The sequence below is a fragment of the Capnocytophaga granulosa ATCC 51502 genome, from assembly GCF_000411115.1.
GTDB lineage: Bacteria > Bacteroidota > Bacteroidia > Flavobacteriales > Flavobacteriaceae > Capnocytophaga > Capnocytophaga granulosa.
This window is the reverse complement of record NZ_KE150256.1, coordinates 23,347-36,463: the sequence shown is the minus strand read 5'-3', so window position 1 is coordinate 36,463 and position 13,117 is coordinate 23,347. Positions and strand designations below refer to the sequence as shown.

Here is a 13,117-nt window from a genome sequence, read left to right as displayed (position 1 = left end):
TTTGTAATATACTATTATATACCTTTTTCGTCTAAAAATTGTTGTAGAGAGATAAGGTCAGGGAAATTCACATCACGTGCCTTACTACCCTTATTGGCACCTACCACACCGAGTACTTCGAGCTGATCCATGATACGGCCTGCACGAGCAAAACCTATCTCCAACTTGCGCTGTAGCATGGAGGCAGAGCCCAGCTGACTGCTTACAACCAGTTCAGCGGCATCCTTCAGTAGTGGGTCTTTCTTGCTCATATCTACTTCAATAGGGCCGTTTTCACCTCCTTCACCTACATATTCGGGCAGTAGGAAGGCATCGGGGTAACCACGTTGGGAACCGATAAAGTTGGCAATACGCTCTACCTCTGGGGTATCCACAAAAGCACATTGGATACGTATCAGGTCATTACCTTGGGTATAGAGCATATCTCCCTTACCGATAAGGCGTTGCGCACCAGGGCCGTCCAAGATGGTTTTGGAGTCAATAGACTGTGACACCTTGAAGGCTACACGGGCGGGGAAGTTGGCCTTGATAAGTCCTGTAATGACATTGACCGAAGGACGTTGGGTGGCGATAATCAAGTGAATACCTACTGCACGTGCCAGCTGTGCCAAGCGGGCTATAGGGAGCTCCACGTCCTTGCCTGCGGTCATGATAAGGTCGGCAAACTCATCTACAATTAGGACAATATAAGGCAAGAACCTATGTCCATCGTTGGGGTTGAGCAGTCGTGCCTTGAACTTTGCATTATATTCCTTGATATTGCGCACCATCGCATCCTTAAGCAGCGAATAGCGATTGTCCATCTCTATACAAAGAGAGTTGAGGGTATTGACTACTTTGGTGGTATCGGTGATAATAGCCTCTTCGCTGTCAGGAAGTTTGGCTAAGTAATGTTTTTCTATCTTGTTGTAGAGGGTAAGTTCTACTTTTTTAGGGTCTACAAGGACAAATTTCAGTTCAGCAGGGTGTTTTTTGTAGAGTAGGGAGGTAAGTACGGCGTTAAGCCCTACCGATTTCCCTTGACCAGTAGCCCCTGCCATAAGCATATGTGGCATTTTGGCCAAATCGGCTACGAAAGTTTCATTGCTAATGGTCTTTCCAAAGGCAATAGGTAACTCCATTTCTGCTTTTTGGAAATTAACAGAACTGATTACCGAGCGCATAGGTACCATGGTAGCATTCTTATTTGGCACCTCTATACCTATGGTACCTTTCCCGGGGATAGGGGCTATGATACGAATCCCCAAAGCAGCCAAAGAAAGCGCTATATCGTCCTCTAAGTTCTTGATACGGGACACCTTAACACCTTTGGCAGGTTGTATCTCATAGAGAGTAACCGCAGGGCCTATCACAGCGGTAATACGGGAAATCTCTATTTTAAAGTCACGTAGGGTCTGGATAATGGTGTTCTTGTTTTCCTCCAATTCCTCATCGTTGCGTACCACTCCTGCATTCTTGTATTCCTGAAGGAGGTCTATAGGAGGGAACTGGTAGGACTTGAGTTCTAAAGTAGGGTCAAACTCCCCAAAGTCTTCTACCAAGCGGCGGGCAACATCGGCAGGATCTACAGTGGCCTCTTGCTTGATCTCTACCTTGAAATCACTGTCTTCTTCTCCTTCAAGGGTAGAGGGCTTCCCTGTAGGTTGGCGCTCTTCTTCGGGGTGCAAGAGTGGAATATCATCTCGGTGAGTATAGACATCTATCTTTTTGTCGGCAGCTTGTCCACTTTCACTCTCGAAGCCTGTAGGATCAGGGACAAAGGATTCTTCTCCAGCTGGAGGGGTGTCTGTAGGGGTTAGAGGGACAATTCTGCCCTTAGTGGAAAAGGAAGGTTTTTTATGGTTTTTAATCCAGTTATTACCTGTATCTATCGAATTTTTGATTTTATCAGGGGTGATATGAAGCCTTCCTACCAGATATACGCAAAGTATAGCCAGTAGTACCAAAGCAGTTCCTAAGTGGCCTATGTAATCACTCAAAAAGGAATTAAGCTCATATCCGCCTATACCACTGAGAATAGTAGCATCGGAGGAGAAAAAGCCAAAGGAAACCGAAAGGAAGAGCATCCATAAGATCCCCCAAAACCACTTGTTGAGCAGTTTGGTCTTGGTGTCCAATATGAGTTTTAGGGCAGTAAGTGCCAAAAGGGCAAGAGGAATAAAGGTAGCAATGCCGAACCCTCTGTATATAAATAGGTTGCCCACATAAGCGCCTATTTTATTGAGAATATTCTGGGGTTGTACACTTCTGTCAGAAAGCTCATTCAAAAGACTTTGGTCTGCTTGCCAGGAAAAAATAAACGACATAAAAGCAGCACATAGGCCAACGCATATGAACAAAAGAACCACACCTATAGAGACTCTTCGCTCTAGTAGGGTGTTTCGTTTGCCTTTGTTTTCTTTCTCTTTTCCTTTTTCTTTCTCTTTCTCAGTCTCTGGGGATTTGGTTTTTGCCATGGTTATGGACACATCTTAAATTAAAAACAGCTGCAAAAGTACGAAAATAATGACAAGTGACAAATGACAAGTGACAAATCTTTTTAACAACAAATTAGTCACTTGTCACTAGTCATTAGTAATTAAAAGTGCCATATTCGCTTTGTATAGTAACCTTTTTGTGGTCTGATTTCTCCACACGGCCTACGATTTGGGCGTCTATATTGAAAGATTGGGAGATACGGATAATATCAGCAGCAATAGCTTCAGGTACATAGAGTTCCATACGATGGCCACAGTTGAACACCTGATACATTTCTTTCCAATTGGTCTTAGACTCTTCTTGAATGAGTTGGAAGAGAGGGGGTACGGGGAAGAGGTTGTCTTTGATTACGTGCAGCTTATCTATGAAATGTAGGATTTTCGTTTGGGCGCCTCCGCTACAGTGTACCATACCATGAATGTCAGTGGGACTGTATTGGGAGAGGATTTGCTTAATCACAGGGGCATAGGTACGGGTAGGGGAGAGCACCAATAGGCCTGCATTGAGAGGACTCCCCTCAACAGCATCACTCAGGGCTTTGCTACCTGTATAGATAACTTCTTTAGGAAGCCCGCCATCATAGCTTTCAGGGTATTTCTCGGCCAAGGCCTTGGAGAACACATCGTGCCGTGCCGAAGTAAGGCCATTGCTGCCCATGCCGCCATTATAGCTCTTTTCGTAAGTAGCCTGCCCGAAAGAGGCCAAGCCTACAATAACATCTCCTGCCTCAATACGTGCATTGTCGATTACTTGGCTGCGCTTAATACGTGCTGTAACGGTGGAATCTACAATAATGGTACGTACCAAATCACCCACATCAGCTGTTTCCCCCCCAGTGGAGTGGATAGTAACTCCATGCTGGCCTAGTTCCTCAATGAGTTCCTCTGTACCGTTGATAATAGCGGCAATCACCTCCCCTGGAATGAGCCTTTTGTTACGGCCAATGGTAGAGGAGAGCAGTATATGGTCAGTAATTCCTACACAGAGCAGGTCATCAATATTCATAATTAGGGCGTCCTGAGCGATGCCTTTCCATACAGAGAGGTCGCCCGTTTCCTTCCAATACATATAAGCGAGGGAGGACTTAGTGCCCGCCCCATCGGCATGCATGACCAAGCAATACTCACTATCTCCACTTAAGTAATCGGGGATAATTTTACAAAAAGCCTTGGGAAAGAGTCCTTTATCAATATTCTTAATGGCGTTGTGAACCTCCTCTTTGGTAGCGGAGACCCCACGCATGGCATATCGGTTATCCATCTGAAGTAATGGTTTTTTAGTGATTTTTACAAGTGCCAAAGGTAGTGAAAAAAGTTGAGATAAAAAAAACTTTTACTTTCTACTTTTTTCTTTATCTTTGTGCGCAGAAATAACTCTTGTATTTCTTGTCTATTACCTACAAGGAAAGAGCGATTATGTGTAATATAAACTATTGAAAATGAGTAAGTTTTTTTCTATTTGTCAAAAGATATTCAGCTGGATAGGAGTGTTTGCCATAGCCTTGTTATTGATCAATGCGGTGGCTTCTCCAGCGGAATCGGAAGTGCTGACTCTCAGCGCGGATGACCCTATCATGGTGGAGGCGATTTCCGAAAGAGATAGCTTGCCTATGTATCAGGTTCGTGCTTTTGACCTGCCTAAAAAGCTGGATTTTGCAGGTGAAGCAGTACCTTTGCAATTATCCGATGTCAGAGAACGGCTCGATAGAGAACTCTTGGTCAATGTATATTGGCAGTCCAATGGACTGTTGCTCATCAAGCGAGCACATAAGTTCTTCCCGATTATAGAACCGATCTTACACAAATACGATATTCCCAACGATTTCAAGTACTTAGCCCTGATAGAGAGCGGCCTGATGAATGTGGTTTCTCCCTCAGGAGCGGCAGGCTTTTGGCAGTTTATGAAGAACACCGCCAAGGAATATGACTTGGAGATGGAAGATACAGTAGATGAGCGCTTTCACTTAGAAAAGGCTACCGAAGCGGCCTGTTTATATCTGAAAAAAGCCAAAGAAGAAATGGGCAGCTGGACACTGGCGGCAGCCGCTTACAATGCAGGTAAAGCGGGTATTCGTAACCAACTAAATAAGCAGGAGGTTAGTAGCTACTATGACCTGCACTTGAACAATGAGACCAGCCGCTATGTCTTCCGTATCTTGGCCGTTAAGGAGATTATGAAAAACCCAAAGAAGTATGGCTTTTACTATAAGCAAGACCAGTTATATAACTTAGAACCCGTGCAGTACATCACTGTGGATTCTACTATAAACAACTTAGCTTCTTTCGCCAAACTTTATAAGACCAATTACAAGACCATACGCCTGCTCAACCCTTGGATACGAGATTTCTCCCTCCAAAACAAGTCAGGAAAAACCTATGTAATTAAAGTACCTAAATAAAGTTTTAGTGGTCAGTTATTAGTGGTTAGTTGTTAGTTTATGACAACTTTTTCACTTTTCATTTTTCACTTTTCACTTTTCATTAATTTTGATAGCAGCAACCAACATACATAAGAAATTCGGCCAAGTAGAGATTCTCAAAGGGGTGGATATCCATGTGGAGAAAGCTCAAGTGGTCTCTATCGTGGGTGCTTCTGGAGCGGGGAAGACAACCCTGCTACACATCCTCGGCACGCTCGATACGATGACCGAGGCTGAGGGGAGTAGTCTTATTATCAATGGAATAGATGTTAAGAAGCTCTCAGCTAAGAAGCTGGCACAATTCCGCAATGAGCATATAGGATTTATATTCCAGTTTCATCAGCTACTGCCAGAGTTTACCGCTTTGGAAAACGTTTGTATTCCTGCCTTTATTAAGGGTACTTCACGCCAAGCGGCCGAGCGTAGAGGAAAGGAGCTACTGGACTATTTGGGGCTTTCCCATAGGCTCTCTCATAAGCCCGATGCACTCTCAGGAGGGGAGCAACAGCGTGTAGCAGTAGCCCGTGCACTGATGAATCAGCCCGCGGTGATCTTTGCCGACGAACCCAGTGGTAACCTTGACTCGGAGAGCGCCCAACAATTGCATCAGCTCTTCTTCTCCCTGCGTGATGCCTTTGCCCAAACCTTCGTTATTGTAACCCACAATACCCAGTTGGCACAAATGGCCGATAAGACCTTTACCATGCAAGACGGAAGGTTAATGACTAGTGACTAGTGACAAATGACTAGTGACTAACCACTGACCACTAACCACTGATGGCTAACAAAAAAAATAACGAAAAAAATTTGGTAGTTTCAATAAAAGTTCGTTACTTTGCACCCCGATAAAATAATGAACTAAAAAGTGATAAAATGGCACAAGTTTGTGAATTGACAGGTAAAAAAGCAATGGGTGGAAACAATGTTTCTCACGCCATGAACAAAACAAAGAGAAAATTTAAAGCGAATTTGACAACCAAGCGTTTCTATATTCCTGAAGAAGATCGTTGGGTAACCCTTCGCGTTTCTACAAACGCTATCAAAACCATCAACAAAAAGGGAATTTCTGAGGTAATCAAAGAAGCTAAAAAGCAAGGATTTATTAAATAACCTATAAAAATTATATACCATGGCTAAAAAAGGAAATAGAATACAAGTAATCTTAGAATGTACTGAACATAAGGATTCTGGACTTCCAGGAACTTCAAGATATATCACTACTAAAAACAAAAAAAATACTCCAGATAGGTTGGAGCTTAAGAAATACAACCCTATCCTAAAGAGAGTTACCGTGCATAAAGAAATTAAATAAGTAATATTATGGCAAAGAAGACAGTAGCAACTTTACAGGGTAAATCTAAGCGATTGACCAAAGTAATCAAAATGGTGAAATCACCCAAAACAGGTGCTTATACTTTCGTAGAAGGTGTAATGGCTCCTGAATTAGCAGAAGAATTCTTAAAAAAGAAATAAGTAAGCCCTTTATAAGGGCTTTCTTGTTGTTTCCTGTTATAAAGATCATAACACAGCAGACTATTCATGCCAGATGAGTAGTCTTTTTTGTTTCTAACCATGAAAAAAGCAGTGATTATTGGTTTAGGACTCATTGGAGGTTCCTTTGCCTTAGAACTCAAAAAACGCCTACAATACACCGTGGTAGGCATAGATAAAAATCCCGAACATGTGCAAGAGGCACTTGATTTAGGGATTATTTCCCAAGCGGTGGATTACACAGCGCTATCCGATGCCGATGTGGTATTGGTAGCAGTCCCTGTGGATCGCACCGCTGAGGTAGTCCATAAGGTCTTAGATCATGTGGGCGAGAACACCTTGGTCATGGATGCAGGTTCGGTCAAGGCGCCTATCTGTGCCGAACTTGCTGAGCACCCTCGTCGCAGCCAGTTTGTGGCCGCTCACCCTATGGCGGGAACTGAACACTCTGGGCCACAGGCAGCCCTATACGACCTTTTTGATGGCAAGGTAATGGCCTTGTGCGAGGTGGAGAAGAGCAATTGGAAGCTCTTGGATAGGGCTTTGGATATTAGCAAAGCACTCAATATGCGGGTAAAGATGATGTCGCCCACCGACCATGACCTTCACACCGCTTATGTCTCCCACCTCTCTCATGTGAGTTCCTTTATGTTGGGAAAGACCGTATTGGAGATAGAAAAGGATGAAGCTCAGATCTTTGATTTGGCCAGCACAGGTTTTGCCTCTACCGTCCGTTTGGCCAAGAGTCACCCACAGATGTGGACACCTATCTTCTTGGAAAATAAGGTCAATGTCCTTAAAGCCCTCACCGAATACATTAAAAACTTAGAAAACTTCAAACACCTGCTCGAGACCGACCAAGCAGACAGTATTACCCAAGATATCAAAGAAGCTAACTATATACGTAAAATACTGAAATAGTGGTCAGTAGTCAGTCGTCAGTGGTTAGTTGTTAGTCGTCAGTGGTTAGTTGTTAGTAGTCAGAGGTCAGTCTATTGTGACTAACAACTGACCACTAACCACTAACCACTGTTAAATACTTAATACCATTTTTTATTGTATAAATTCTTACTTCTCCTCTCTCTTTTCCTTGACTTCCCCGTCCTAAATGTTGTAATCTTGTAGCGTCTTAGTGGTTGTTAATCATTAATCATTATTGGCATTAATCATTGATATAAATTTCTCTGTTGCTCCAGTATTAGAAACTATATAATTGTAGTTAAGTATGCCGGCTTTCTTTCGTTGAATAACGTCTGTGAAGAGAAAAGTAGCAATTTGGGTGAATTCTTCAGTGTTTTTGATAGAAAAAACACCTTCACGACGAATAAGTTCTTTGGCTTCGTTGAACTTATCGTAATTTTTACCGATAACAACAGGAATACTGAACACAGCAGGTTCCAAAATGTTATGCAAACCTTTGTTTCCCATGCCTCCACCTACGTACGCAATCGCTGCATAACTGTAAATCTTGGTAAGTAGCCCGATTTTATCCACTATAAGTACTTCATAAGGGGAGAGATCTTTGCCTTCTACCTCGGAGAGTATAGCCACATGCTTGCGTAGACTATCTCTTAGTGCATGTATTTTCTCCTTGTCATGTACCTCATGGGGAGCAATGATGAATTTCATATTGCCTTTATAAGCGTTTAGGAAAGGTATGTATACCTGTTCGTCTTCCCGCCATGAGCTGCCAAAAACCATACAAGGCGCCCCAGAGAGAAAGCGCTCTACAAAAGGCAGCTTGTTGTCACGAGAGAGAATCTCCATCACACGATCAAAACGGGTATCACCACTTACAGTAATATTGGTAATTCCTATGGATTGTAAAAGAAGTTTGGCGCTTTCATTCTGTACAAAAAAGTGTGTAAAGCAAGGAAGTACCGCACGCATACCCCAGCTCCTTTTCCTGAAGAACAACTGATCTTTGCGGAATACGCCTGAGACCAAATAGGTAGGGATGCCTCTATCTTTTAAGGCTAGCAAATAGTTCGGCCAAAACTCATATTTGACAAAGATAGCCATCTGAGGGTGCAACAGATGTAGAAAACGATCCACTCGCCTAGGTAGGTCGAGCGGTAGGTAGAGGATCACATCGGCCTCTTTGCTATGCTTCTTGGCTTCGTAGCCTGAGGGAGAAAAGAAAGTAACCACGAGTTTTTTCTCAGGATATAGCTCCCTGAGGCGCTTGAGTATAGGCAGTCCTTGTTCGTATTCGCCTAACGAAGCTGCATGTAGCCAAATCACTTGATCGTCAGCACCTATGTGAGTTTGCAAGATCCGAAAGCTCTCTCGGCGTCCTTTGTAGAAGAGTCTGATTTTTCGGTTGAATACAGTCAATAAGGGCAACATACAAGCCACCCAGCGAATGGCAAGAGTGTAGAGAAAATTCATGAGGTGAAAAATTTTACAAATATACATATTTTTTGCTTAGTGAAAAAATTAAAAAAAACTTTTTTATCGCAGCTATTTGATATTTATTTATTACCTTTGCGTTTTAATACCAAGTATAATCCATATGAAAAAGACCTTTACTTTGTCAGTAGTAGCCTTAGCCTTTGCTGCATGTAACAACAGCACACCACAGCAGACAGACAATGCAGCTGAAGAGCCTACAACACCACAGCAGGAAACGTTGGAAGGGGGTGACAGAGATGAGCATGGTTGTATAGGCAGTGCAGGCTACTCGTGGAGTGCCCTCCGTGGGGAGTGTATCCAAGTCTTTGAAGTAGGTACCCGTCTTAATCCTGTGGATGTGGAGCAGGAAGAGGCTGTAATCAGTGCTTTTATTGTCTGCAAAGAGGGTGACAACAGCCAAGTAGAGCTATTTATCACAGGTGAAGACCAGAACCCTATTCTAAAAAAGGAAGCCGACGGCACTTTCAAGAATGGTAAATACACCTACAACGCTCAAACTAAAGAACTTTCCGTGGACGGAAAAGTAGCGTACAAACAGTAATCAATGATTAATGCCAGTAATGATTAATACTAACAATAGTTAATTAATCATTAACCATTAATCATTAGTCATTAATCATTAATCATTAATCATTATCAAAATGCTTTTCTTTTTTAAAAACACACAAAATACTATTTATGCCGTAGCGGCAGAAACTACACTTACCGAAAGTCATAAGGAAAGACTCCAATGGCTCTTTGGCAATGCCGAGCAACTCACAAGTAAGACCCTTGAAGGGACTTTCATAGGCCCTCGTGCCGCCATGGTTACTCCTTGGAGTACCAATGCGGTGGAGATTACCCAGAATATGGATATTCAGGGCATCAGCCGTATAGAGGAATTCCACGAGGTAGCGGCCGATTTTACCGACTTTGACCCCATGCTCTTTGAAAAATATAAGGGCTTGGGGCAAGATATATTTACTATAGCTATAGAACCGCTCTCCACGATTGAGATTGATGATATTGCTGCCTACAACCAGCAGGAGGGGCTCTCCCTTAGTTCTGAAGAGGTGGCATATTTGGAAAAACTCTCCGAGCAGTTGGGGCGTAAGCTCACCGATTCTGAGGTGTTTGGCTTCTCACAAATCAACTCCGAACACTGTCGCCATAAGATATTCAATGGTACTTTTATCATAGACGGAGAGCAGCAGCCTTCTTCGCTTTTTAAGCTGATCAAAAAAACCTCCCAGACTCACCCCAATGGTATCGTCTCTGCCTATAAGGACAATGTGGCTTTTATCAAAGGGGCTACCGTGGAACAGTTGGCACCTAAGAGCGCGGATAAGCCTGATTTCTACCAAGTACAGCCCTTCGAGGCGGTGCTCTCTCTCAAGGCGGAAACGCATAACTTCCCCACTACAGTGGAGCCTTTCAATGGAGCGGCTACAGGTTCAGGAGGAGAGATTCGTGACCGATTGGCAGGCGGACAGGGGTCGTTGCCGCTGGCAGGAACAGCAGTCTATATGACAGCTTACCCTCGCTTGGAGGAAGATCGCCCTTGGGAAAAGGGTATGGCCGAGCGCGCTTGGCTCTACCAAACACCTATGGATATACTGATTAAGGCTTCCAACGGAGCAAGTGATTTTGGTAACAAATTTGGTCAGCCACTCATCGCTGGTTCTGTCTTTACTTTTGAGCATGAGGAGGACGGACGCAAATTAGGGTTTGACAAGGTAATCATGCAGGCCGGGGGCGTGGGCTATGCCAAGGCTTCCCAAGCTATCAAACATACTCCCCACGAAGGGGACAAAATTGTGATTCTTGGTGGGGATAACTATCGTATTGGTATGGGAGGCGCAGCTGTCTCCTCAGCCAATACAGGGGCTTTCGGCTCTGGGATTGAGCTGAACGCTATTCAGCGTTCCAACCCTGAGATGCAAAAGCGTGTGGCCAACGCCATTCGTGCCCTTGTGGAATCCAAAGAAAACCCGATTGTCTCTATCCATGACCATGGGGCTGGCGGACACCTCAATTGTCTTTCCGAACTGATAGAAGAGACAGGGGGGCGTATCGACTTGGATGCACTTCCTATAGGTGACCCGACACTCTCGGATAAGGAGATCATCGGCAACGAATCCCAAGAACGTATGGGCTTGGTATTGCCCGAAAAGGCTTTGAATGAGCTTAAGGCTATTGCCGAGCGAGAACGTGCCCCTATGTATGAGGTGGGAGAGGTAACCGCCGATAAGCACTTTAGTATCACCTCCCAAAAGAAAGGTTCTCGTCCTATGGACTTAGATCTCTCTGCCCTTTTTGGTAGTTCGCCCAAAACGGTAATGACGGACAAAAAAGTGTCTGTTCAGTACGAGGATCTTACCTATTACCCCAGCCAAGTATACACCTATCTAAGCCAAGTGCTACAGCTCGAAAGTGTAGCTTGTAAGGACTGGCTGACCAACAAGGTGGATCGTTGTGTGGGAGGCAAGGTAGCCAAGCAACAATGCGTAGGAGCGCTTCAACTACCGCTGAACAATGTGGGGGTAATGGCACTCGACTATCAGGGCAAAGAGGGTATTGCTACCAGTATTGGTCATTCGCCCTTAACTGCCCTTATCAGCCCTACCGCAGGTAGCCGCAACGCTATAGCGGAGGCTTTGACCAATATCCTCTTTGCTCCTTTGGAAAATGGACTGGCGGGAGTTTCTCTTTCAGCCAATTGGATGTGGCCTTGTCGCAATCCTGGCGAAGACGCTCGGTTGTACGAGGCTGTACAAGCAGCTTCTGACTTTGCTATAGAGCTGGGTATCAATATTCCTACAGGTAAGGATTCCCTTTCTATGAAACAAAAATATCCTGATGGGGGCGATGTGATGGCCCCTGGTACGGTGATCATTTCGGCTGCTGCCCATTGTACTGATATACAGAAGGTAGTGGAACCTGTATTGAAAAAGGACGGCGGTGCGCTCTATTATATCAATTTCTCTGGTGATAACTATCAGTTGGGTGGTTCGGCCTTTGCACAGATATTAGGTAAAGTAGGAGCTACAGCACCTACTGTGAAGGATGCCGCTGAGTTTAAAAAGGTTTTCAATGCCGTACAAGCGCTCATCAGCGAAGGGAAGATACAGGCAGGACATGATGTAGGAAGTGGGGGACTCATTACTACTCTCTTGGAGATGTGCTTTGCCGACAATGAGTTGGCTCCCGAGATTGACCTAACGGCTTTAGCGGAAGAGGATCTTCTCAAAGTGCTCTTTGCCGAGAATGTAGCCGTGGTACTCCAAGCGGATCAATCCATAGAGGACGATCTCAAGGCTCAAGGGGTTCGCTATGCTAAGATAGGAACAGTGACCCAAGGCGAGGAGCTTATCCTTACACATCAGGGACAAACCTATAGGTTCAATATAGCCGAGTGCCGTGATGTATGGTACTTGACCTCTTATCTGTTAGACAAACAACAAACGGCTAATGACAAGGCAACTGAGCGTTACCAAAACTACTCAGAACAGCCTTTGCAATATACTTTCCCTGCGCATTTTACAGGGGAAAAACCAGTGAGACCTCAGGGCAAGCGACCTGTGGCTGCTGTTATCCGTGAAAAGGGTAGCAACTCCGAACGCGAAATGGCCAATGCGCTCTATTTGGCAGGCTTTGATGTGAAGGACGTACATACAACCGACCTGACCTCTGGCCGTGAGACCCTCGAAGAGGTACAGTTTATAGGTGCCGTAGGGGGCTTCTCTAACTCCGATGTACTGGGTAGTGCCAAGGGTTGGGCTGGTGCCTTGCTCTATAACGAAAAGGCAAAGAAGGCGCTGGACAATTTCTTTGCGCGCCCCGACACGCTTTCTGTGGGGATTTGCAATGGCTGCCAGCTATTTATGGAATTGGAACTGATTAACCCCGAACATAGCGAGCACGGCAAAATGAAGCACAACGATAGCCATAAGCACGAAACGGGCTTTGTCTCAGTAACGATTCCCGAGAATAACTCGGTGATGCTTTCTACTTTGGCAGGTACTACCTTAGGGGTATGGATCTCCCATGGTGAGGGTAAGTTCTACCTACCTATGGAAGAAAAGGATTATAATATAGTGGGTAAATATACCTACGAGGGCTACCCTGCCAATCCGAATGGCTCTGACTATCAGGCGGCTATGCTCTGTGATAAGACAGGCCGACACTTGGTAACTATGCCCCATATAGAGCGCTCCATATTCCCTTGGCAATGGCCTTATTATGTAGGGCTAAGAGGAGCGGTAACCCCATGGCTCGAAGCCTTTGTCAATGCTCGTAAGTGGATAGAAGCTCAGAATGCGCAACAGCAATAGC

11 protein-coding genes are annotated in these 13,117 nt (G+C 44.6%); 8 read left to right on the top strand and 3 right to left on the bottom strand.

The genetic code is table 11. From position 1 onward, the window contains the following. Positions 1-14: 14 nt before the first annotated feature. A complete protein-coding gene (locus tag HMPREF9331_RS09060) occupies positions 15-2,456 on the bottom strand; it encodes an FtsK/SpoIIIE family DNA translocase (RefSeq protein WP_016420669.1) in 2,442 nt (813 codons plus the stop codon). A 115-nt stretch (positions 2,457-2,571) separates the two neighbouring features. Then, on the bottom strand, positions 2,572-3,738 hold the full coding sequence (locus HMPREF9331_RS09055) for an AIR synthase related protein (RefSeq protein WP_016420668.1): 1,167 nt from the start codon (positions 3,736-3,738) through the stop codon (positions 2,572-2,574). 178 nt (positions 3,739-3,916) lie between these two features. On the opposite strand from HMPREF9331_RS09055, the gene HMPREF9331_RS09050 reads away from it, so the two are divergent. From HMPREF9331_RS09050 to HMPREF9331_RS09030, 6 genes are all read left to right on the top strand, one after another. Continuing rightward, positions 3,917-4,876, top strand: a complete 960-nt coding sequence (locus HMPREF9331_RS09050) for a lytic transglycosylase domain-containing protein (RefSeq protein ID WP_016420667.1) — start codon at positions 3,917-3,919, stop codon at positions 4,874-4,876. 88 nt (positions 4,877-4,964) lie between these two features. Next, a complete protein-coding gene (locus tag HMPREF9331_RS09045) occupies positions 4,965-5,633 on the top strand; it encodes an ABC transporter ATP-binding protein (protein ID WP_016420666.1) in 669 nt (222 codons plus the stop codon). 137 nt (positions 5,634-5,770) lie between these two features. After that, positions 5,771-6,007, top strand: a complete 237-nt coding sequence (rpmB, locus tag HMPREF9331_RS09040) for a 50S ribosomal protein L28 (RefSeq protein ID WP_009641728.1) — start codon at positions 5,771-5,773, stop codon at positions 6,005-6,007. Positions 6,008-6,026: 19 nt separating this feature from the next. Beyond that, positions 6,027-6,209 carry a 50S ribosomal protein L33 gene (gene rpmG, locus HMPREF9331_RS09035; protein ID WP_009641682.1) on the top strand — a complete coding sequence of 61 codons (183 nt, stop codon included), beginning with the start codon at positions 6,027-6,029 and terminating at the stop codon, positions 6,207-6,209. Positions 6,210-6,217: 8 nt separating this feature from the next. Then, positions 6,218-6,370: a DUF4295 domain-containing protein gene (locus HMPREF9331_RS12850; protein WP_002670441.1), complete on the top strand. Its 153-nt coding sequence runs from the start codon at positions 6,218-6,220 to the stop codon at positions 6,368-6,370. Positions 6,371-6,469: 99 nt separating this feature from the next. Further along, the gene (locus HMPREF9331_RS09030) at positions 6,470-7,309 is read left to right on the top strand and encodes a prephenate dehydrogenase (protein WP_016420665.1); all 840 of its coding nucleotides are present in this window, start codon (positions 6,470-6,472) and stop codon (positions 7,307-7,309) included. A gap of 225 nt (positions 7,310-7,534) precedes the next feature. Here the strand turns inward: HMPREF9331_RS09030 and HMPREF9331_RS09025 are convergent, their stop codons facing one another. After that, positions 7,535-8,779 (bottom strand): 3-deoxy-D-manno-octulosonic acid transferase, encoded by a 1,245-nt coding sequence (locus tag HMPREF9331_RS09025; protein WP_016420664.1) that lies wholly within the window; start codon positions 8,777-8,779, stop codon positions 7,535-7,537. Between the two features lie 124 nt (positions 8,780-8,903). On the opposite strand from HMPREF9331_RS09025, the gene HMPREF9331_RS09020 reads away from it, so the two are divergent. Beyond that, entirely contained in the window at positions 8,904-9,344 is a 441-nt protein-coding gene (locus HMPREF9331_RS09020; RefSeq protein WP_016420663.1) for a hypothetical protein, read from the top strand. A 100-nt stretch (positions 9,345-9,444) separates the two neighbouring features. Further along, positions 9,445-13,116 carry a phosphoribosylformylglycinamidine synthase gene (gene purL, locus HMPREF9331_RS09015; protein WP_016420662.1) on the top strand — a complete coding sequence of 1,224 codons (3,672 nt, stop codon included), beginning with the start codon at positions 9,445-9,447 and terminating at the stop codon, positions 13,114-13,116. The last annotated feature ends 1 nt before the right edge of the window (position 13,117 follow it).